This window comes from Aestuariimicrobium sp. Y1814 (assembly GCF_050113895.1).
In the GTDB taxonomy this organism is placed as follows: Bacteria; Actinomycetota; Actinomycetes; order Propionibacteriales; family Propionibacteriaceae; genus Aestuariimicrobium.
Window position 1 is genome coordinate 220,438 of record NZ_JBNJRW010000005.1, and the last position, 20,329, is coordinate 240,766.

At 70.6% G+C, this 20,329-nt stretch carries 16 protein-coding genes; 7 read left to right on the forward strand and 9 right to left on the reverse strand.

Features of this window, described 5'->3' with window-relative positions:
- Positions 1-190: 190 nt before the first annotated feature.
- The 3 genes from ACQE3C_RS08140 to mraZ form a co-directional block, all read right to left on the reverse strand.
- On the reverse strand, positions 191-808 hold the full coding sequence (locus ACQE3C_RS08140) for a hypothetical protein (protein ID WP_434538675.1): 618 nt from the start codon (positions 806-808) through the stop codon (positions 191-193).
- Entirely contained in the window at positions 805-1,833 is a 1,029-nt protein-coding gene (rsmH, locus tag ACQE3C_RS08145; protein WP_434538676.1) for a 16S rRNA (cytosine(1402)-N(4))-methyltransferase RsmH, read from the reverse strand. The genes ACQE3C_RS08140 and rsmH overlap by 4 nt, the downstream gene beginning before the upstream one ends.
- Positions 1,834-1,988: 155 nt before the next feature.
- The gene (gene mraZ / locus ACQE3C_RS08150; RefSeq protein ID WP_434538677.1) at positions 1,989-2,414 is read right to left on the reverse strand and encodes a division/cell wall cluster transcriptional repressor MraZ; all 426 of its coding nucleotides are present in this window, start codon (positions 2,412-2,414) and stop codon (positions 1,989-1,991) included.
- A 482-nt stretch (positions 2,415-2,896) separates the two neighbouring features.
- Between mraZ and ACQE3C_RS08155 the strand changes: the two genes are divergently transcribed.
- From ACQE3C_RS08155 to ACQE3C_RS08170, 4 genes are all read left to right on the forward strand, one after another.
- Positions 2,897-3,817 (forward strand): AAA family ATPase, encoded by a 921-nt coding sequence (locus ACQE3C_RS08155; protein ID WP_434538713.1) that lies wholly within the window; start codon positions 2,897-2,899, stop codon positions 3,815-3,817.
- Positions 3,817-5,082 (forward strand): DUF58 domain-containing protein, encoded by a 1,266-nt coding sequence (locus ACQE3C_RS08160; RefSeq protein WP_434538678.1) that lies wholly within the window; start codon positions 3,817-3,819, stop codon positions 5,080-5,082. Before ACQE3C_RS08155 ends, ACQE3C_RS08160 begins: the two co-directional genes overlap by 1 nt.
- Positions 5,079-7,310 (forward strand): transglutaminaseTgpA domain-containing protein, encoded by a 2,232-nt coding sequence (locus ACQE3C_RS08165; RefSeq protein ID WP_434538679.1) that lies wholly within the window; start codon positions 5,079-5,081, stop codon positions 7,308-7,310. The genes ACQE3C_RS08160 and ACQE3C_RS08165 overlap by 4 nt, the downstream gene beginning before the upstream one ends.
- A gap of 108 nt (positions 7,311-7,418) precedes the next feature.
- Complete coding sequence (locus ACQE3C_RS08170; RefSeq protein ID WP_434538680.1) at positions 7,419-7,823, forward strand: DUF3040 domain-containing protein; 405 nt, start codon at positions 7,419-7,421, stop codon at positions 7,821-7,823.
- A 27-nt stretch (positions 7,824-7,850) separates the two neighbouring features.
- Here the strand turns inward: ACQE3C_RS08170 and dinB are convergent, their stop codons facing one another.
- Genes dinB through ACQE3C_RS08190 form a run of 4 tightly spaced genes read right to left on the reverse strand, consistent with a single transcriptional unit; the run spans position 7,851 to position 13,838 of the window.
- Complete coding sequence (gene dinB / locus ACQE3C_RS08175) at positions 7,851-9,062, reverse strand: DNA polymerase IV (protein WP_434538681.1); 1,212 nt, start codon at positions 9,060-9,062, stop codon at positions 7,851-7,853.
- Between the two features lie 2 nt (positions 9,063-9,064).
- Complete coding sequence (locus tag ACQE3C_RS08180; protein ID WP_434538682.1) at positions 9,065-13,069, reverse strand: DNA polymerase III subunit alpha; 4,005 nt, start codon at positions 13,067-13,069, stop codon at positions 9,065-9,067.
- A complete protein-coding gene (locus ACQE3C_RS08185; RefSeq protein ID WP_434538683.1) occupies positions 13,066-13,503 on the reverse strand; it encodes an SAV_6107 family HEPN domain-containing protein in 438 nt (145 codons plus the stop codon). Before ACQE3C_RS08185 ends, ACQE3C_RS08180 begins: the two co-directional genes overlap by 4 nt.
- Positions 13,503-13,838 carry a DUF6504 family protein gene (locus ACQE3C_RS08190; RefSeq protein WP_434538684.1) on the reverse strand — a complete coding sequence of 112 codons (336 nt, stop codon included), beginning with the start codon at positions 13,836-13,838 and terminating at the stop codon, positions 13,503-13,505. Before ACQE3C_RS08190 ends, ACQE3C_RS08185 begins: the two co-directional genes overlap by 1 nt.
- Positions 13,839-14,212: 374 nt before the next feature.
- Between ACQE3C_RS08190 and ACQE3C_RS08195 the strand changes: the two genes are divergently transcribed.
- Positions 14,213-15,238 carry a DUF2891 family protein gene (locus ACQE3C_RS08195; RefSeq protein ID WP_434538685.1) on the forward strand — a complete coding sequence of 342 codons (1,026 nt, stop codon included), beginning with the start codon at positions 14,213-14,215 and terminating at the stop codon, positions 15,236-15,238.
- A 14-nt stretch (positions 15,239-15,252) separates the two neighbouring features.
- On the opposite strand, the gene fdhD is transcribed toward ACQE3C_RS08195, so the two are convergent.
- Both fdhD and ACQE3C_RS08205 read right to left on the reverse strand, forming a co-directional pair.
- Positions 15,253-16,101 carry a formate dehydrogenase accessory sulfurtransferase FdhD gene (gene fdhD / locus ACQE3C_RS08200; RefSeq protein ID WP_434538686.1) on the reverse strand — a complete coding sequence of 283 codons (849 nt, stop codon included), beginning with the start codon at positions 16,099-16,101 and terminating at the stop codon, positions 15,253-15,255.
- The gene (locus ACQE3C_RS08205) at positions 16,102-18,306 is read right to left on the reverse strand and encodes an FdhF/YdeP family oxidoreductase (protein WP_434538687.1); all 2,205 of its coding nucleotides are present in this window, start codon (positions 18,304-18,306) and stop codon (positions 16,102-16,104) included.
- A gap of 64 nt (positions 18,307-18,370) precedes the next feature.
- Here ACQE3C_RS08205 and ACQE3C_RS08210 point away from each other — a divergent pair, with 64 nt between their 5' ends.
- Together ACQE3C_RS08210 and ACQE3C_RS08215 are read left to right on the forward strand one after the other, a co-directional pair.
- Complete coding sequence (locus tag ACQE3C_RS08210; RefSeq protein ID WP_434538688.1) at positions 18,371-18,970, forward strand: DUF4126 domain-containing protein; 600 nt, start codon at positions 18,371-18,373, stop codon at positions 18,968-18,970.
- A gap of 2 nt (positions 18,971-18,972) precedes the next feature.
- Positions 18,973-20,247, forward strand: coding sequence for a hypothetical protein (locus tag ACQE3C_RS08215; protein ID WP_434538689.1), 1,275 nt, complete (start codon positions 18,973-18,975; stop codon positions 20,245-20,247).
- Positions 20,248-20,329 lie beyond the last annotated feature (82 nt).

Here is a 20,329-nt window from a genome sequence, read left to right on the forward strand (position 1 = left end):
GACCCGGTGGCCGTGGCGGGCTTGCGGGGGGTCACCGGCCGCGACGCACTGCCCCTGGTCGAGGGGCGTCCGGTCTTTCCGGCGGAGCGTCCGGAAGCCGAACCAGTGCGTCGGGCCTGTGGCATGGGGCTGACCTCCGGGGTTCAGGGGCTGTGCGGGTCTCGGGCTGCGGGGCTCAGGGGGCGGGGGCTCAGGGGGCAGGGGTGGTGGGAGCGCTGGACTGATGCTGCTCCTCTTCTTGCTTCTTCTTGGCTTCCTCTTCCTCGGCCTTCTTCTTGCGCTCCTCCTCGGCCTTCAGCCGGGCTGCCTCGGCGGCGGCCTGCTTGTCCTTGACGACCTGGAGGCGGGCGTCCTCCTGCTGCTTCACGACCTGTTCCCACGTCAAGTAGACCTGATGGGGCAGCTCGTCACCGGTCACCACCGTCGGCGTGCCGAGGATCTTGCCCTCCGGCAGGACGATGAAGGCCGGGTTCGGGTTGGGGCGCATGCCCAACTTGTAGGCCTCCTGCTCGAGGCTGGCCGCCGAGTTCAGCTTGTTGACCTCGGCCTCGAGTGCGGCCTGCTGGTGGCCGAGGTTGGTGGCCTGCCGCTCGAGGGCAGCCAGTTCCTTCGCCTGGGTCTGGATCTGGGTGTTGACCACGACCAGGCCACCCATGCCGAGCGCGACGAGTGCGACCAGCCCGAGGATGAACGGGAACCGTGAGACGCGCGAGGGTTGCTTCTCGGGGACGGCCTTCAGCCGGCGCCGCGTCTTCGGTGTCCCCCGGGGGGAATCGTCGACCGGGTCGAGGATCTGGACTGCACTCATGCTGCCTCTCTCACACGTTCGATGACGCGCAGCCGGGCTGAGGCTGCGCGGGGGTTCAGGGTGACCTCGTCGGGCCCGGGCTTTTCAGCCCCGCGGGTGACCAGCCGGAACTGGGCCAGCAGGTGGTCTGGCACGACCGGCAGGTGGCGGGGGGCGTTGTCGGTGCTGGCCTCACGAAACAGGTCCTTGACCCGGCGGTCCTCCAGCGAGTGGTAGGCCAGTACGGCGAGTCGTCCGCCCACGTTCAACGCCGCGAGCGCCGCCGGCAGGACGGCATCGAGGGCCGCCAGTTCGGCATTGACCTCGATGCGCAGCGCCTGGAAGGACTTCTTGGCCGGGTGGCCGGACTGCTTGGAGCGCACCGCCATCGGGATGGCCTCGCTGATCACCTCGACCAGCCGGGCGGAGCGCTCGAAGGGTTCCTGCTCGCGGGCGGCGACGATGCGCTGGACGATCCGGTCGGCGAACTTCTCCTCACCGTAGGTGCGCAGCACCCGGGCAAGGTCTGCCGCCTCGTAGGTGTTGACCACCTCGGCGGCGGTCAGCGCGGTGTCGGGGCCCATCCGCATGTCGAGCGGGGCGTCGGTGGAGTAGGAGAAGCCCCGCTCGCGGCGGTCGATCTGCAGGGAGGACAGGCCGAGGTCGAGCAGCATCGAGTCGATCCCGCTGAGGCCCAGGTCGTCCAGCACCCTGGGCAGTTCGGAGTAGACGGCCTGCACCAGGTCGAGGCGCTCGGCGAACCGCTCGAGGCGGGCGCCGGCCAGTTCGAGGGCCTGGGGGTCGCGGTCGATGCCGATCAGGTGGACGCGGCCGAAGCGTTCGAGGACGGCCTCGGCGTGGCCGCCCATTCCGGTCGTCCCGTCGACGTGGACGAGCCGCTGCCCCGGGGCGGCCGGGTCCCGGTCGAGGGCGGGGGTGAGCAGGTCGAGGATGCGCTCCAGCATGACCGGGACGTGGGCGGTGGCCGCCTGCGCTGCGAGGTCGCTGCCTGCCGACGTCGCCGCGTCGTCGCGGTCAGTGGCCATCGCCTTCCTCCGGTCGTGTGTTGGCCTGTCAGGTGCTTGGTCCGCCTTTCGTGGTTTCGGTCCAGCGTCCCGGGAAGGATGACCTGGCACCGGGGAAGGTGCGCCAGGGCATCGGACGCCGGCCCGAAGCCGCGAACTGCGGTTCCAGTGCCTGACTAGAGGCCAAAGATGTCCTCGTTGATGTCGGCGAAGGTTGCCTCCTGCTCAGCGGAGTAGCTGTCCCATGCCGCCTTGTCCCAGACCTCGACGCGATCGATCGCACCCACCACCGCGAGCTCGGTGTCCAGCGACGCGTACTCCCGCAGCTTCGGGGGGATGGTGAGCCGCCCCTGGCTGTCAGTCGTCTCGTCGGAGGCCGAGGACGCCAGCATGCGCTGGATCGCCCGGTTCCGAGCCACGGTGCCAGGCGCCTGAAGCGCCTCCATGGCCTTCCGTTCGAAGACGGCCTTGGGGTAGATCGCGAGGCATCGCTCCTGCTGCATCGTGATCACCAACCCTTCGGCCAACTCGTCACGGAACTTGGCTGGCAGAAAGAACCGACCCTTGGCGTCCAGCTTGGGGTTGTAGGTGTTCAGGAACACGTCCTGCCCCTCTCCCCCGGCTGAACAGAGCCAATCCGCTCCACTGCGCTCCACCATACGCCACTTTCCTCCACTTTGGCCATCAACAGGGCGTTTCCCAGCTGTAGTTCTGCTGGAGGGTTGCGCCTGCGGGGAGGCGTGCGCGCCCCGCATCGTCCCCGTTGCCCGGGCTCGGACGAGGCGGGGTTGGGCGTGGTTGCGCGGGACCGATCAGGTGGAGCAGGGTGGAGCACCCCGGTGGAGCGGGGTGGAGCACCCGGGTGGAGCAGGGTGGAGCACCCGGGTGGAGCAGGGTGGAGGGCACCGGCCGGGCATGGGGGGAGGAAATTGGGCTGGTGAAGAATCATGGTCAGCTTGCTCCCAGCCACTAGGCTCGGTAGCGGCATGATCTCGGTCGGCAGCCCCGGCCCCCCAGGATCCTCGAAGGAGTACTCGTGACAGTCGCCCCGGAAGCAGTACCCGTGCAGGAAGTCGTCACCACCATGGAAAAGGTGCGTGGGGCCATTGAGCACGTCATCGAGGGCAAGACCGACCAGATCAAGCTGGCCCTGGTCGTCCTGCTGGCCGAGGGCCACCTGCTCGTCGAGGACGTGCCCGGTGTCGGCAAGACCATGCTGGCCCGCGCCATGGGGCGGGCCATCGACTGCAAGGTGAACCGGCTGCAGTTCACCCCCGACCTGCTGCCCAGCGACATCACCGGTGTCAGCATCTACAGCCAGGCGACCCGGGAGTTCGAGTTCAAGCCGGGCGGCATCTTCGCCAACATCGTCGTGGGCGACGAGATCAACCGCGCCTCCCCCAAGACCCAGTCGGCACTGCTCGAGGCCATGGCCGAACGCCAGGTCAGCTCGGACGGCATCACCCACACACTCGACCGCCCGTTCATGGTGATCGCCACCCAGAACCCGATCGAGATGGAGGGCACCTACCCGCTGCCCGAGGCCCAGCGCGACCGGTTCATGGCCCGCATCGAGATGGGCTACCCCACCCGCTCGGCCGAGCTCGACATGCTCGACCACCACGGCGCCCGTGACCCGCTGGCAGACCTCGAGCCGGTGGCCAGCGGCGAACAGGTCGTCAACCTGATCAAGATCTGCCGCGAGGTCTATGTGGCCGACCCCGTCAAGAACTACATCGTCGACATCGTCACGAAGACCCGCGCCAGTGAGGACCTGCGGCTGGGCGCCTCACCCCGTTCGTCCCTGGCACTGCTGCGTGCGGTGCGCGCCCGGGCCGCGATGGAGGGCCGTGACTACGCCATTCCCGAGGACGTGCAGGTGCTGGCGCTGCCGGTGCTGGCCCACCGCGTGCTGCCCTCCACCGCCTCGCAGCTGGGCGGGCGCACGGTGACCGAGATCCTGGAGGGCCTGGTCGCGTCCGTGGAGCTCCCCGACCACCGCTGATGAGGGCTCCCTGGAAGCTGTTGACCGGGCGCGGATGGGCACTGCTCCTGTTCGGGGTCCTCGGCTGCGTCGCCGCGATCATGCTCGGGCAGCGCGACATCCTGTGGTTCGCGGTGGCGCTCGTCCTGCTGCCGCTGGTGGCGCTGGTCGCGGTCAGCCGCAGTGGCCTTCGACTGAAGGCCGAGCGCCGGGTCTCGCCGCCGCGCGGGGTGCTGGGCGAGCGACTGAACGGCGCCCTGACGCTGACCAACAAGGGTTCCTTCCCGCTGGCGGTGCTGCGCTTCGAGGAGTCGCTGCCCCGCGAGTTGGGCCGGCGTCCCCGGTTCACCATGCACACGGTCAAGGGAACCTGGCGGCGTACCGTCAACTACCCCATCACCGGCAGCGCCCGTGGTCGCTACACGGTCGGCCCCCTGCTGGTGCGCGCCGGTGACCCCTTCGGCCTGGCCCGGCTGGACCGCCGGTTCAGCTCCACCACCCAGGTGCTGGTCACCCCCCGCGTCGTGCCCCTCAGCGTGATGGCCAGCGCCCCCGGCTCCGGCCAGACCGGCGACAGCACCCCCCGCCGCATCGGGCTGGTCGGGCAGGACGACGTGCTGATCCGCGAGTACCGCGACGGTGACGACGTGCGGCGCATCCACTGGCGGTCGACCGCCCGCCGCGACGAGCTGATGGTGCGCCGCGAGGAACAGTCCTGGGACCCCTCGCTGACGCTGCTGCTCGACTCCCGCACCCAGGCCCACGCCGGCAGCGGCCCGGACAGTTCCTTCGAGTGGGCCGTCTCGGCGGTCGCCTCCATCGCCCGCCACATGCAGCGCGCCGACTACAACCTGCGCATCGTCGATGCCGCCGGCGTACTGATCGACACCGGCGGCATGGACCCGGCCTCGGCCGAGGACGGGGTGCTGCTGGCCCTGACCGACGCGGCCCTGACCCCGGGCGACCCCGACCTGCAACTGGCCACCGACACCATCACGCTGGGCAAGTCCGGCGAGATGATGATCGCCGTGCTGGGTCGCCTGACCCACGCCGACGTGGCCGCCATGCGCACCATGCGAGCCAGCCGCTCGCAGGGCCTGGCCATCGTGCTGGACGTGGACTCCTTCACCGCGCGCCGTTTCCGCGCCACCCCCGAGCAGATCGAGGAACACCAGGAGTGCCTGGTGCAGCTGGCCGCCGGCAACTGGCGCGTCGTCCCGGTGCGTCACCCGATGGGCGTCGAGGACGCCTGGCGCCAGCTCGACCAGATCGGAGCCTCCCTGTGAGCCGCATCTTCCGCCCCACCGACCTGATGGCTGCGGCCGTCACCGTCGCCATGGTGCTGGCGAGCCTGTCGCTGCTCAACCTCACCACCGACCGGCGCTACCTCGTGCTGGGCATCCCCGTGGTCGTGCTGATCATGCTGATCTCGGCCATTTCACGTCGGCTGCGGGTGCCGGCGGTCCTGATCCACCTGTGGCAGCTGCTGGCCCTGGCCGGTGCCGTGATCGGGTTGGGCGTCAACGCCACCGAGGGCGGTGGCAACATCTTCGACCAGGTTTGGCAGGCACTGCTCGACGGCATCCTGCACATCCAGACCAGCATCGCGCCGATGCCGCCGAACGCGGGCACCGCCCTGCTGCTGGTGGTGCTGCTCGGGTTGGTCACCATCATCGCCGACGTGCTGGTGCTCACCCTGGACACCCCCGCGTGGGTGGCCGCCCCGATGCTCACCCTCTACCTGATCCCGGCGCTGGCGCTCGACTTCCAGGTGTCGTGGGTCTCCTTCGTCCTGCTGGGCCTGGGCCTGCTCGTGGTCCTGGCCGCCGACACCTCACGCACGCTCAGCGGCTGGACCCGCAACCTGGTCACCGACGACGCCGACAAGCAGCACACCACCACCGGGGTCTGGGGCATGGCCGCGATCGTGGGGGTGCCGGTGCTGGCGTTCTCACTGCTGATCGGCAATGTGGTGCCGACGATGGCGACCTATGACCTCGACTCCCGCCGCCCCCGCGGCGTGGGCCCCATCCAGATGCAGGACCCGACCATCGAACTGCACCGCAACCTCTCGCAGCAGTCCGAAGAGGTGGTGATCAGCTACACCACCGACGCGGCCGACGGGCAGTACCTGCGGATGGCCAGCCTCTCGGTGATGGAGCCCGACTCCTGGAAGCTGACCGCCGTCCAGCTGCAGACCGGCAACCTGCCCAACCCGCCAGGCCTGGGCTCGGCGGTGGTCGAGAACACCACCAACATCAGCATCGGCAACTTCGGCAGCCAGTACCTGCCGGCCCCCTATGCCCCGAGCAGTTTCAACGCCCCCGGCCAGTGGGCCTTCGACCCGGTCACGATGATGATCCTGTCGACCGAGGGCAACAACACTGACGCCACCCGCAACCTGGAGTACTCGGTCAACAGCGTCATCACCGACCCCGACCCGGGCGCCTTCAACAGCGCCCAGCCCGGCACCCCGCCCGACAACGGGTTGACCCGCCAGGTGCCCGATGACGTGCCCCAGGAGATCGTGGACCTGACCGCCGAGGTGGTGGCCGACGCCGAGACCCCGGTGCTGCAGGCCGCCGCCATCCAGGCCTGGCTGCGTGACCCGCGCCGGTTCACCTACTCGACCGATGCCCCGGCCGGCGACGGTTTCGAGGTCATGCGCAACTTCCTACTGGACGACCGGCAGGGCTACTGCATCCACTTCGCCTCGGCGATGGCCCTGATGGCCCGGATCGCCGGCATCCCCTCGCGGGTGGCCGTCGGGTTCCTGCCCGGTACCAAGAACGGCGACGTCTGGCAGGTGCAGGCCAAGGAGATGCACGCCTGGCCCGAGCTGTTCTTCGAAGGCTTCGGCTGGGTGCGTTTCGAGCCCACGGCCGGTGTGGCCGACGCCCCGGCCTGGACCGTCGTGCAGGGCAGCGGCCCCACCGAGAGCCCCTCCGACACCCCCAGCCCTACCGAGACGACTGACCCGTCGGCGTCCACGAGCGGTTCGATGGAGACCCCCTCGGCCACCGAGACCGTCTTCGAGGTCGACGTGGAGGGCAACGCCTTCGCCTGGCGCCGCTTCTTCACCATCGTCGGCATCGTCGCGGTCGCGCTGGCGCTGCTGCTGACCCCGGGCGTGGCCCGCCGGGTCGTGCGACGGCGCCGCTTCGCCGGCACCGGTTCCCCGGAGGACCAGACCGAGGCCCTGTGGGCAGAGGTGCGTGACACCATGCGTGACGTGGGTGCCGGCTGGCCCGCGGGCTCCCCCCGCGAGAAGGTGGCGACCCTGGGCAGCGCCATGGACGGACCGGCCGCCGAAGCGCTGACCCGGATCGGCGCCACCGTCGAGCAGGCCCGTTACAGTCGCGGCATGGCCGAACTGCCCGAGCAGTACGCCAAGGACGTCCGCTACGTCACCGAGGACGTCCGGGCCAAGCAGTCCGGCTCGTCCAAGGTGGTCAGCACCCTGTTCCCCACATCGGTGTTCACCAACCTGGGCAGGCGCCTGGGCGGCAAATGACCGCCCGGGTACCAGCTTGATGACGTTGGTTCCGGCCCTGTGCCAGTACCCTTTGGCCAACTACACTGGTAGACACAGCACTCACCACTGAGCAGCTTGGAGGCAATCATGGCCCTCTCCGAGGAGGAACAGAGGAGGCTCGAACAACTCGAGGCCCTCCTCACCGAGGACGACCCCAAGCTGGCCAACACCCTGCGCGGCACCAGCCGCCCGGTGACGGTGGACGGCAAGCGGCTGGCGATCAGCATCGTGGGGTTCGTGCTCGGTATCGCCCTGCTGGTGGTCGGCATGCAGTGGGGCTGGTTCATCAGCGTGATCGGCTTCGTGGCCATGTTCGCCTCGGCCGCCTGGTTCGTGCTCGGACGCGGCGGTGACGACGCCCCCGACCGGGAACCCACCGGACCCACCTCGTACTCGCCCACCGGCTCACGCCGCAGTGGTGGCGACTCGTCGTCGGCGTTCATGGACAAGCTCGAGGAACGCTGGAAGCGCCGCCAGGACGAGGGGCGCTGACAGCTCAGGACGAGGGCGCCGACCGCCTCAGGTGAGGCTCCCCCGTCGGATCGCGTCCGGCCCGAACCGGGCGATCACCGCATCGGCGGCCAGTTCCACTTCCCGCATGCCCCGTTCGGGGGAATCCAGGGTGAACTGCTGGTAGGCGTCCTCCCGGTCGACCAGGTTCTCCACCCGCACCCCCACCCGGCGGATCCTTCCGCGCTGCAGGTGCAGCTTCTGCCAGCACCGCAGGGCGCCGGCGTAGATCTCGTCGGTGACGTCGGTGGGGGTCGGCAGGTTCGTGGTGCGGGTGATGGTGGTGAAGTCGGAGAACCTGATCGACAGGGTCACTCCCCTACCCAGAACCCCGGCCTGGCGCATCCGTGAGGTGGTGCGCGCCGCCATCCGCAGCAACTCGGTGCGTACGACCTCGGGGTCGTCGGTGTCCCTGCTGAACGTCTCCTGCGCGCCGATGCTGCGCTCGCTCGGCGCCCCGGTGACCTGACGGGTGTCCCGCCCCCAGGCCAGGTCATGCAACCAGCCACCCAGGTGGGCGCCCAGTGCTCGCTGCAGGGTGGGCCGCGGGGTGTGCGCGAGTTGCCCGATGGTGGTCAGGCCCAGGGTGTGCAGCTTGCCGGCGGTCACCTCACCCACCCCCCAGATCCGTTCCACCGGCAGGGGGTGCAGGAAGGCGGTCACCTGGTGCGGCAGCACCTCGTGGAGGCCATCGGGTTTGCAGTGCGTCGAGGCCAGCTTCGCCAGGAACTTGCTGGGCCCGATACCCACCGAGCAGGTGATCCGCTGCTCGTCGGCCACCTGGGCGCGGATGCGGGCACCCACCTCGAGCGGGCTGCCCAACCGGGGACCGGTACCGGTGATGTCGAGGAAGGCCTCGTCGATGGAAAGCGCCTCGACCTGCCGGGTGATGGTGGCGAAGATGGCGAACACCCCCTCGCTGACCGCCGCATAGGTGTCGTGGTCAGGGGGCACCGGGATGCCCTCGGGGCACAGCCGCCTCGCCCGGGAACTGGGCATCCCCGACCGGACCCCCCGGGCACGGGCCTCGTAACTGGCCGAGAGCACCACCCCCCGTTCGGCACCACCGACCCACATCGGACGCCCGCGCAGGTCGGGCCGCCGCGCCAGTTCCACCGACGCGTAGAACGCATCCATGTCGACATGCATGATGATCGGTTGGTGCTCTACGCGGGGGGTGGGTCCTGCCCCCGTGCCCACTGGGCGCTGCTCCTGTGTCATGGCTACCTGCCCGAGCTTCCGGGGCTGGAGTGCCACAGCTTGCGCGGGGCCTGGCCTGCCGGGGCACCGGCCGGCTTGACGTCGGCGTAGGGCGACTGCTTGTACCCGGTGGGGTGCACCAGCACCCGGCGCTGTCCCATGCCCCCACCGCGGGTGTGCTGCTGGGCATCCCCCACCGGGGCCTGCTGCGGGTCGGCGGGCTCGGCCAGTTGGCCCCCGCGCATCCGGGCCGCGGCTCCCCGGGGTGCCTCCACCGGACGAGGGGCCTGGTCGATGATCGCGGCGATGGCTGCGGTGGCGGCCCGGCGGTCACCGTCAGCCTCTAGGGCCTGCTTCCACACCTCGAACAGCCCCTGCAGGTCCCACGCGCCGGTGGCCCGCAGTGAGAGCCCCTGCGGGCCGGTGCGCCGGATCAGCCCGCGCACCACCAGCAACCAGCTGGAGAACACCGTGTGGGCATAGGAACCCTGGGCGTCCTCAAAGAAGGTGGCATCGACCGGGCCGGTGGAATCGTCCAGGGTCAGGAACACCACCCGTCGTCCCGAACGAACCGGCGGGGTCTGGGTGGCGACCTTCACCCCGGCCACCAACACCTCGGACTGGTTGCGCCGGCCATGCAGGTCCCGCGACCAGACGATGCCCAGGTCGTCGAGGAAGCTGCGGTAGAAGTCGATGATGTGCTGGCTGGTGTCCATGCCCAGGATGTCGAGTTCACTGGCGAGGCGTTCGGCGCGGGTCATCTCGGGCAACCCGCTGGCAGCCACGTCGGTGGGCGCCCCACCGGCCCGGTCAGCATGCTGCCCGTGCTCCCCCTGTCCCAGGTCCAGGTCCTGTTCCCCGTACCCCTCGTACTCCTGGTAATCCCCATACTCCCCGTGCTCGTCCGGGCGGTCGTCCGGGTCGGGCTCGGTGAAGTCGAGCGCCAGCTGGATGCCGGTGAACGATTCGGCCACCCGCGCCGGCACCACCTCCGCCATGGCCTGCCGGCGGGCCCGTTCCCGGACCCCGTCGGGGTTCCCGGCGCCCTCCCCGACCGGGCTCGACCGCTCGAAGGACTTGCTGCGCACCAGTCCCCGGGCGCGGGCTGCGGTGCGGTTCTCCACCACCTGCAGCCGACGCAGGTCGGCCACTGCCAGCAGCAGGTCACGACGGGTGACCTGCCCGCTCGCCAGCACGGACACGTCGTGGCCGACCCGGTAGAGGTCGTCGAAGGCCCCGGCCAGTACGAGCCGTTCCACCACCGGGGCCTCCACCCCGGCCCGGTTCCAGAAGTCGGTCAGCGAGGTGTAGGGCTGCCCGGCGGCGACCCGCAGCACCTCGGCCTGGCTGATGCCCTTCACCTCGGCCAACGAGGTACGCAACCCGTGCACGCTGTCATCGGGCAGCCCCTGGCCGTCCAGCCCGGTGGTCGGGGTGGGGGTGGCGCGGTGGTCGGCCCGGCTGCTCAGCGGGGGTTGCCAGTCGGGTTCGTGCAGGCATTCGACCTGCCAGGTGGCGCCGCTGTGGTTCACGTCGAGCCCCAGCAGCGGCACCTGCATGCGGCGTGCCTCCTCCAGGATCAGCCGTTTCGGGTACATGCCGGGGTCGTGGGTGAGCAGCCCGGCGACGAAGTGGGCCGGGTAGTGCCGTTTCAGCCAGGCCGACTGGTAGGTCGGCAAGGCGAAGGCGGCCGCGTGGGCCTTGCAGAACCCGAAAGATGCGAACGAGGCCAGCACGTGCCAGACCTGGTCGACCACCGCAGGCGGGTAGCCCCGTTCCCGGGCGATCGGGATGAACCAGTCCTGCACGTCACGCTGCCCGGCGACATCCCCCAGGGCCCGGCGCACCTCGTCGGCCTGGGCCAGGCTGCAGCCGGTCATCACCGCCACCATCTTGATGATCTGCTCGTGGAAGACCACCACCCCACCGGTTTCGGCGAGCACCGGTTCCAGGTCGGGGTGCAGGTACTTCGGCTGGTTCCAGCCCTGCCGGGCATTCAGGAAGGGGACCACCATGTCCGACTTCACCGGCCCGGGCCGGAACAGCGAGATGTCGATGATGATGTCGGTGAAGGTGGACGGCCCGAACTTGCCGACCAGCTCACGCTGCCCCGGCGACTCGATCTGGAAGCACCCCAGGGTGGCGGCGTGCCCGATCATGTCGTAGGTGTCGACGTCGTCGAAGGGGCCGAGGTCGTCGACCGGGGGCACCGGGTGGCCGGTGCGCCCCACCTCGGCCAGGCAGTGGGCGATCGAGGACTGCATCCGGATGCCGAGCACGTCGAGCTTCAGCAGGCCGATGTCCTCCACGTCGTCCTTGTCGAACTGGCTCATCGGGAACCCACCGTGGCTGGCCTCGATCGGGGTGCGGTCGCCCAGCGTGGCGTCACTGAGCAGGATCCCGCAGGGGTGCAGCGCCACGTGCCGGGGCAACCCGTCCAGTGATTCGACCAGTTCGAAGAAGACGTCCAGGCGGCGCTCGGCCAGCCCGGCGGCCCGCAGTTCGGGCAGGTCGCGCATGGCCTGGCGGGCATCCCGGGCGCGGATGTGCGGGAAGGCTTTGGCGATCGTGTCGACCTCACCGGGCGGCATGCTCAACGCGGTGCCGACGTCACGCACCGCATGGCGGACGCGGTAGGTCTCGAGCATCGCCACGCAGGCCACCCGTTCACCACCGAAGACGTCGAGCACCTTCTCGTAGACCTCGGTGCGGCGGGCGGACTCCACGTCCAGGTCGATGTCGGGCAGCGCCCGGCGCAGCGGGGACAGGAAGCGTTCCATCACCAGCCCGTGGGCCAGCGGGTCGACCCCCGAAATCCCGAGCAGGTGGTTGACCAGGCTGCCGGCCCCCGACCCGCGGGCAGCGCAGCGCACCCCCATGTCACGCACCAGGTCGACCACGTCGGCGACGGTGAGGAAGTAGGAGGCGAAACCCAGGTGGTCGACCACCGCGAGTTCCTCCTCGAGCCGCTGGAGGACCCGGGGGTGCTGGTCGTGGTCGTAGCGGGCGGCGATGCCGGCGCGGCAGCGTTCCAGCAGCACGGTCATGGCCTGCTCGGCGGTGGTGCCGAGCACGTCGAACTCGGGCAGGTGGATCTCGCCCAGCCCGAGGTCGGCCCGGGGGTCGAGCCGGCACCGCTGGGCCAGCAGCCGGGTCTCGCCCAGCAGCCGCTCGGCACCATGGGCCCCGCCACGCCGGCCGGAACGGTCGGCGACCTGTTCGGCGACCTCGATCATCTCCTTGCCGGGTTTGAGCCAGCCCTCGGCATTGCGGCGGTCGACATTGCGCAGGTCGAGCGGCACCAGCCGGCGGGCGGCGTCGAGCACGTCCAGGGTGGGTGCCTGGTGGCGGTGTGCCATCCGCACCTGGTTGGCCAGCACTGCGGCCAGGTGGTGCCGGTCGGCCAGTTCCACCAGCGCCCCGGCCTGGGCCGCGGAGTTCACCCCGGTCCCCCTGACCTGGTGGTTGGTGGCGGCCAGCACCACCTGGTCGGGGCCGAGCCCCTCGACCCAGCGACGCAGTTCGGCGTCGGCGCGCAGCCGGTCACCGTCGGCCAACGCCGCTCCGACCGGCGAGTCGGAGCCCAGCAGCACCACCAGGTCGCCGTCGCCGGCGTGTTCGGCGATCAGTTCCATGCTGCTGACCGGTTCACCGCGGTGACCGGCCAGGTGGGTGGCGGTGGTCAGCCGGCACAGGCCGGCCCAGCCCCGGCGGGAGGTGGCCAGCACGACCACCCGCGGCAGCCGGTGGTCACGGATCTCACCACCGCGCACGGCAGTGCTGCGGCGTTGCGGCACCCGGCGCCAGGGGTCGGGCACGGCCAGGTCGGCCCCGGCCACCGGCGCGACACCGTGCTTGAGGCAGGACTTGGCGAACCGGATGATGCCGTAGAGCCCGTCCCGGTCGGTCAGCGCCAGGGTGTCCATGCCGTGGTCGGCGGCGGCGGCGACCAGGTCGCCGGGGTGGGAGGCACCATGCTGCAGCGAGTAGCCCGACGCCACCCGCAGGTGCACGAAGGGGTCGCTCATCCCGCGCTCCTGTCCCGGCGCTGCTCCTGGATGGGGCGCACGACGATGACCGGGCGCTGGTCGGCCCAGGTGACCACCGCCTCGCAGAAACTGTCGGCATCGCGGACGAGGTCGTCGGCCTCGCGACTGCTGATGGCCAACCGGCCGGCGGCAACAGCCCGGCGGCGGGGCTGGGTCGCGGCGAAGTAGGCGGCCCATTCCGCCAGGGCGGGCACGGCCCGCGCCACCAGCGGCCAGGGGTCACCCAGGTCGGTGGGGATGCGGCGCCCGGTGCGGGCCAGCACGGCGGCATCGGCGGCCAGCGCCACCGCCTGCTGGGCCTGCAGGTAGCGCTCGGCCGGCGCGTCAGACAGGAGCGCCTCGATGACCTGGGTACGGGCACGGCGGATGTCGGGCACCCAGCCGGGTTCGGTGACCTGCTCACGACTGTTCATCAGTCGACCACCCCGCGCAGGAGCCATCGTCCCCGGGTGGGCGAATGGGCCAGTTCGTAGACGCCGCGGCTGCCGGGCAGGCCATTGGCGGCCTCCACGCGCCACACCGACACCTCGTCGAGCAGGTCGGCACCCTGGCCAGGGTCCTGGCCCAGGTCGAGGTCGACGTTCTCGCCGCGGGCGGCGCGGGCCTGGGCACCGGTCCACCAGGGCCCGGTCTCGACCCAGCGGTTCTCGACCGTCAACACCCGCCACAGGGCCCCCCGCCAGAAGAAGCGACTGGGAGCGTTGTGACGATCACAGGTGACCTCGATCGGGTCATCATGTCTGCGCATGTGGAGTCTTCCCCTGCTCACACGCCCGGAGCTGGTGCACCACGGGCTTGCCGGCGCCCGACCAGGTGGCCGGGCCGCAACCCATCGACAGTCCTGCGGGCGCCGGGAGTGCGTCCACCGCCGATTCGACCCGGGGTGTCGGGAGCCCCGGTGCGGACGGGGGTCGAAGCCATCCACACCGGGGCAGTCCCGGTGCTCCAACAGGTGTGCGCTGTGTTCCCCTTGGCCAGGAACACCACGAGCCTTCCCCTGACCCGTCAATCGAACACCCGTTCGAACATCTCCACTATAACCCCACCCCCGACATTCCCGTCAAGCCCCGGTTGGCGGGCCCTGCGCACCACTTCGTGGGCCCCGGGCCATAGGCTGCGGTGATGGACGAGACCACCGCTGCCCGCATCGGGCGTCACGGCACCGACTGGGCCACCACCGTGCTGCAGGCCCTGCGCACCGACTGGCCGTGGGCCTGGTCATACCTGGCGTTGTCGGCCGACGACTGGGGCCGCAGCCCGCAGCAGGTGCACCCCGCGTTCCACGCCAGCCTGGACTGGCATTCCTCGGTGCACATGCAGCACTCGGCGATGCTGCTGCTGGAGGCTGCCGAGGACCTCACCACCGCCCCCCACCGTGACCTGCTCGACGAGCTCGACACCCGGCTGACCGGCCAGAACATCGCCGTCGAGGTCGAGCACCTGGCGGCCCACCGCAGCTTTGAGCGTCCCTACGGCTGGGCCTGGGCCTGCCAACTGGCCGCCACCGCCCAGCGCCTGGCCGAGGGCAGCGGACCGCTGGCCGAACGGGCCGCCGGGTGGGCGGGTGCAGTTCGTCCGCTGGCCGACCTCGTCGGTGACCTGCTGGTGGCCTGGTTGCCGACCCTGGCCGCCCCAGTGCGCCACGGCGTGCACTCCAACACCGCCTTCGCGCTGGGCCTGCTGCGCGACGCCCAGGCACACCTCGGACGAGCCGAGGTCGTCGAGGCCATCGACTCCGCCGCGCTCGGGTGGTTCGGTGGTGACGTCGACTACCCCAGCCAGTGGGAACCCTCCGGCGCGGACTTCCTGTCCCCCGCCCTGGCCGAGGCCGACCTGATGCGCAGGGTGCTCGAACCGGTCGAGTTCGGCGCCTGGCTGCGGACCTTCCTGCCGGTGCTCGGCGAGCCGGGCGATGCCCTGCTGCGGCTGCCCGAGGTGCTCGACCCGACCGACGGCCACGCCGTCCACCTCTACGGCCTGGCGCTGTCACGGTCGGCGATGCTGCGCCGGCTGGCACCGTGGGTGGACGACCCGGCTCGCAGCGCGGTGCTGGAGTCCTCGGCCGAACAGTACGGCTGGGCCGGCCATGCCATCACCGAGGGCGACTTCATGAGCACCCACTGGCTGGTGACCTTCGCGCTGCTGTAGCGCCCCGGAGCCGGTCACAACCCGAGTCGTTCGGCCCCCGTGTAGACGTTGAACGACGGTGCCCGGGTGAACCCGAGCAGGGTCATCCCGGCCCGGTCGGCCATCTCCACCGCCAGCGATGAGGGCGCCGAGACCGCCACCACCGCGGGCACCCCGGCCATCAACGCCTTCTGCACCAGCTCGAAACCCACTCGTCCCGACAGCACCAGCACGTGCCCCCGCGCGGGCAGCAGCCCCTGCAGCAGCGCCCAGCCGAGCACCTTGTCAACGGCATTGTGGCGGCCCACGTCCTCGGCGGCGCGCACCAGCTGGCCGTCGGCGCTGAACAGTCCCGCGGCATGCAGCGCACCGGTGCGGTCGAAGGCCTGCTGGTGCTCCCGCAGCACCTCGGGCAGGCCCACCAGCACCTGCGGGTCGAACCGTACCGGGTCGTCGTCGACCGGCCAGCGGGTCTGCTGCTCGATCGAGTCGATGCTCGTCTTGCCGCACACCCCGCAGGCCGCGGTGGTGGTGAAGTTGCGCACCACCCCGGTTCCCGGCAGCGGCACCCCGGGCGCCAGTTGCAGGTCGAGCACGTTGTAGGTGTTGCGGGGCACCCCGAACTCGTCGTCGACCACCGCCCCGGCACAGTAGCGGGCGGTGCTGACCTGGTCGGCGGCCCCGATGATGCCCTCGCTGAGCAGGAAGCCGTGGGCCAGGTGCACGTCCTCACCCGGGGTGCGCATGGTGACCGTCAATGCCTCCCCCGCCAACCGCAGTTCCAGCGGCTCCTCGGCGATCAGGGCATCCGGTCGCCGCGTCACCCGGACGCCGTCGTCGAGCGTGACCCGGGTCACCGGTCGTCGGACCGTGACGCGCCCCACTCAGCCGGCCTCGGGTTCGAGGCGCACGATGATCGACTTCGACGTCGGTGTTTGCGAGGTGTCGGCCACCGAGTCGAGCGGCACCAGCACATTCGTCTCGGGGAAGTAGGCGGCCGCGCACCCGCGCGCGGTGTCGTAGGCCACCACCCGGAACCCGGCGGCGCGCCGCTCACCCGACTCGTGCATTGAGACCAAAGTGACGTGGCTGCCGTCGGCGATGCCCAGCTCGGCCAGGTCGTCCGGGTGGACGAACACGACCCTGCGCCCACCCTTGATGCCGCGGTAACGGTCGTCGAGGCCGTAGACGGTGGTGTTGTACTGGTCGTGGCTGCGCACAGTCTGCAGGATCAGGTGGCCGAGTGGGGTGCGCACCACGGTCAGCGGGTTGACCGTGAAGTGGGCCCGCCCCGAGGCGGTGGTGAAACGCCGCTCCCGCGGCCCGTTGGGCAGCGCGAAGCCCCCGGGGTGGCGGATGCGTTCGTTGTAGTCCTCGAAGCCGGGGATGACCTCTTCGATCTTGTCGCGGATCAGGCTGTAGTCGCCGCGGAACCGGTCCCAGTAGGCATCGGCGAACAGGCGCCGACCCAGTTCGGTGACGATGGCGACCTCCGAGAGCACCCCGCCGAACTCACGTCGTCCGCGGGAGGCGTGCACCATGCCCATCGAGTCCTCGACGGTGACGTCCTGGGGGCCGGTGGCCTGCGGGTCGGCGTCGGTGCGCCCCAGGGTCGGCAGGATCAGCGCCTCGGCGCCGGTGACCGCATGGGACCCATTCAGCTTGGTCGAGACCTGCACGGTCAACTCGAGGTTGCCCAGCGCCTGCTCGGTGACCTCCGTGTCAGGGGTGGCGCGGACGAAGTTGCCGCCCATGCCCATGAAGAACTTCACCCTGCCCTCACGCATGGCACGGATGGCATCGACCACGTCATAGCCGTGTTCGGTGGGCGCCTCGAAGTCGAAGGCCTTTGACAGCGACTCGATGAAGGCCCGGGGTGGCTTCTCGTTGATGCCGACAGTGCGGTCACCCTGCACGTTGGAATGGCCGCGCACCGGGCAGGCCCCGGCCCCGGGCTTGCCCATGTTGCCGCGCAGCAGCAGGAAGTTGACGATCTCTTTGATGGTGGGCACCGAGTTCTTGTGCTGGGTCAGCCCCATCGCCCAGCAGACCACGGCGGTGTCGGCGGCGCAGACCAGGTCGGCGACCCGCTCGATCTGCGACCATTCCAGCCCGGTGGCGAACTCGGTCTCGGCGCGGTCGACCTCGAGGGCGGCGACGTATTCCTCGAAGCCGGTGCAGTAGGTCTCGATGAACTCGTGGTCGACAGCATCACGGTCGAGCAGGATCCGGTTGAGGGCCCGGAACAGCGCCAGGTCACCGTTGACCCGGATCTGGCAGAACTCGTCGGCCAGCGGCACCCCGCCGGTGACGGACTTGATCGTCTGGGGGTTCTTGAAGTTGATCAGCCCGGCCTCTGGCAGTGGGTTGATGGCGATGATCCGGCCGCCGCGGGCCTTCACCTTCTCGAGGGCGCTGAGCATGCGGGGGTGGTTGGTGCCGGGGTTCTGCCCGTTGATCAGGATGAGGTCGGTGGTCTCGACATCGGTCAGCGTCACGGTGCCCTTGCCGATGCCGATGGTCTCGGTCAGCGCACTGCCCGAGGACTCGTGGCACATGTTGGAACAGTCGGGCAGGTTGTTGGTGCCGAGCCGGCGCACCAGCAACTGGTAGAGGAACGCGGCCTCGTTCGAGGTGCGGCCCGAGGTGTAGAAGACGGCCTCGTCCGCCTCGATGGACGACAGTTTCGCCGCGATCAGGTCGAGCGCGAACTCCCAGCTCACCGGTTCGTAGTGGCTCGCCCCACGACGCCGGTACATCGGCGTGGTCAGCCGACCCTGTCGACCGAGCCAGTGGTCGCTGCGGCCACGCAGGTCAGCCAGGTCGTGCTCGGCGAAGAACTCCGGGCCGCAGCGCCGGGCGGTGGTCTCCTCGGCGACGGCCTTGGCGCCGTTCTCGCAGAACTCGGCGACGTGGCGGTGGTCAGGGTCGGGCCAGGCACACCCCGGGCAGTCGAAACCGTCGGTCTGGTTGACCTTCAACAGGGGCAGCAGCGCCCGCTCGCGCACCGCGAACCCGAGGGCATGCACCACTCCCGGGATGCCGGCTGCGGACTGCTGTGGCCGACCGACCTTCAGGGACTCCTCCATGCCTGCCGAGGGTACCCGCTCGGGGCTGGGCGGAGTTGTCAGTCCATTCAACTACCCTGAGGGCATGGAACTGTTCGGGCTCACCTTTGCCGCGGGCTGGGCCAGTGGGATCAACGCCTACGCCACGGTCTTCCTGCTCGGCCTGCTGGGTCGCTTCGCCGGTCTGGCCGACGTGCCCGACGGGTTCCAGCGCGTCGACGTGCTGGTGGTGATGGGCGTGCTGGGGTTGCTGGAGCTGGTGGCCGACAAGATCCCCTACCTCGACTCGGTCTGGGACACGATCTCGACCATCATCCGCCCGATCGCCGGCGCCTTGATCGGCGGCCTGATCGCCGGGCAGTCGGGCGACCTGGCCACCATCACCCTGGCCAGTGTCGGTGGCGTGACCGCGCTGCTGAGCCACATCACCAAGGCGGGCACCCGGCTGGCGATCAACACCTCACCCGAACCGGTCAGCAATGTCGGCCACTCCCTCGGCGGTGACATCAGCCTGCTCACCGTGCTCGGCATCGCCGCGCTGAACCCGGTCGCCGCCGCGGTCGTCGCCGGCATCCTGCTGCTGGCTACCGGCATCGTGTTCTTCTGGTTGTTCGCCAAGGTCCGGCAGGGCTACCGCGCCCTGCGCAAGCGCCTGCAGCCCGCCGCGTCGCCGGAGGTGGGCTGAGCGTGGGCACCGACCACGTCCACGTCCACGGTGCATCCCTGGCGGGGTTGGCGGCGGCCATCCGCCTGGCCAGGGTCGGTCACCGCGTCAGCCTCGACCCCGCCGGCCCGCTGGGTGGCCGGGCCCACCCCCACCCGCTGGACGAACACCCCGGCCTGCTCGTCGACGACCTGGAGCCGGTCTTCACCCTGCCCGCGGCCTGGCGTGACCTGCTGAAGAAGTCCGGGCGCCCGCTGGTCACCGAGCTGAATGCCCACCACCTCGAACTGGTACAGGCCCCACCGGCCGTGCACCGCTTCGCTGACGGCACCGAGCTGGTGCTGGGCGATGACCGGGCCGGGCACCTGCGCGGCATCCGCGAAGTGCTGGGTGAGGGGGCCGCCACCCGCTGGACCGACCTGCTCGACCAGGTCGACGAACTGTGGCAGGCGCTGCGGATGGCCGGGGTCGAGCGACCCTTCCCCGCCGACCCCGATGGGCGGGCACTGTGGCAGCACCGCTCCCTGGGGCAGCTGGCCCAGGAACTCGACGAACCGCACCTGGCGCAGCTGCTGCTCAGCGCCGGGGTCCGGGCCGGGGCCGCCGACCCAGAACGGGCACCCGCCTGGCTGGCCACCCGGTGGACCCTGCCGCGCACCTTCGGGCGCTGGCACCTGTCCACCGCCCCACTGGACGAGGACGAACCGGCCAGTGCGCTGCTGATGGGCGCCATGGTGGGCGTGCTCACCGACCGGCTGGTCGACCGGCAGGTCGAACTCGAGGCCGAGCCCGGTGACGCGCGGGTGGTCATCGAGGCGCTGGCGCCCAGCCCACCGGCCGAGGAGACCTCGTGGTGGCAGCGGCTGCTGCACCGCCCGGCCGAACTGACCGCGGTGCGCCCTGCGACCGTCACCCACGACCTGCACCCCGACCTGGCCCCGGTCACGGGGCTGGCCGAGACGGTCTTCCACACCGACGACGGGGTGGTGATCGCCTGGCAGCGCAGCACCCCGGCGGGGGTGCTGGTCACCAGCCACGACCACACCCACCCGGCCGAGCCCGACCCGAGCCACGGCTGGGACCTGTCGGGCTGGCGGCAGTGGGTGGCCCGCCCGGCGATCACCCCGGCCGCCGAGGCCGGCCCGTGGCGGGCCTCGGCCGCCTCGCATGCCGGCAACGAACCGTGGGCCGAGGTGCTGACCGGCGCGCTGGTCAGCTACCAGGTGCATGAGCTGCTGACCGGCGAGGACATTCGTCCGACCAACAAGGCGAGCACCCCCACCCGACGACCCCGCTGAGCAGTCCCCCGCCCGGGACACCATGTTCACTGATGGCCGATTGGCCCGGCTGCTTGACCCAGCAGGGGTAGGCTGGGTCGTC

Excerpts from the sequence above, each read along its gene's own strand:
- ACQE3C_RS08140 (WP_434538675.1), bottom strand. The coding sequence starts at position 808 with ATGAGTGCAGTCCAGATCCTCGACCCGGTCGACGATTCCCCCCGGGGG.
- rsmH (WP_434538676.1), bottom strand. The coding sequence starts at position 1,833 with ATGGCCACTGACCGCGACGACGCGGCGACGTCGGCAGGCAGCGACCTC.
- ACQE3C_RS08155 (WP_434538713.1), top strand. The coding sequence starts at position 2,897 with ATGGAAAAGGTGCGTGGGGCCATTGAGCACGTCATCGAGGGCAAGACC.
- ACQE3C_RS08160 (WP_434538678.1), top strand. The coding sequence starts at position 3,817 with ATGAGGGCTCCCTGGAAGCTGTTGACCGGGCGCGGATGGGCACTGCTC.
- ACQE3C_RS08170 (WP_434538680.1), top strand. The coding sequence starts at position 7,419 with ATGGCCCTCTCCGAGGAGGAACAGAGGAGGCTCGAACAACTCGAGGCC.
- dinB (WP_434538681.1), bottom strand. The coding sequence starts at position 9,062 with ATGACACAGGAGCAGCGCCCAGTGGGCACGGGGGCAGGACCCACCCCC.
- ACQE3C_RS08180 (WP_434538682.1), bottom strand. The coding sequence starts at position 13,069 with ATGAGCGACCCCTTCGTGCACCTGCGGGTGGCGTCGGGCTACTCGCTG.
- ACQE3C_RS08185 (WP_434538683.1), bottom strand. The coding sequence starts at position 13,503 with ATGAACAGTCGTGAGCAGGTCACCGAACCCGGCTGGGTGCCCGACATC.
- ACQE3C_RS08190 (WP_434538684.1), bottom strand. The coding sequence starts at position 13,838 with ATGCGCAGACATGATGACCCGATCGAGGTCACCTGTGATCGTCACAAC.
- ACQE3C_RS08195 (WP_434538685.1), top strand. The coding sequence starts at position 14,213 with ATGGACGAGACCACCGCTGCCCGCATCGGGCGTCACGGCACCGACTGG.
- ACQE3C_RS08205 (WP_434538687.1), bottom strand. The coding sequence starts at position 18,306 with ATGGAGGAGTCCCTGAAGGTCGGTCGGCCACAGCAGTCCGCAGCCGGC.
- ACQE3C_RS08210 (WP_434538688.1), top strand. The coding sequence starts at position 18,371 with ATGGAACTGTTCGGGCTCACCTTTGCCGCGGGCTGGGCCAGTGGGATC.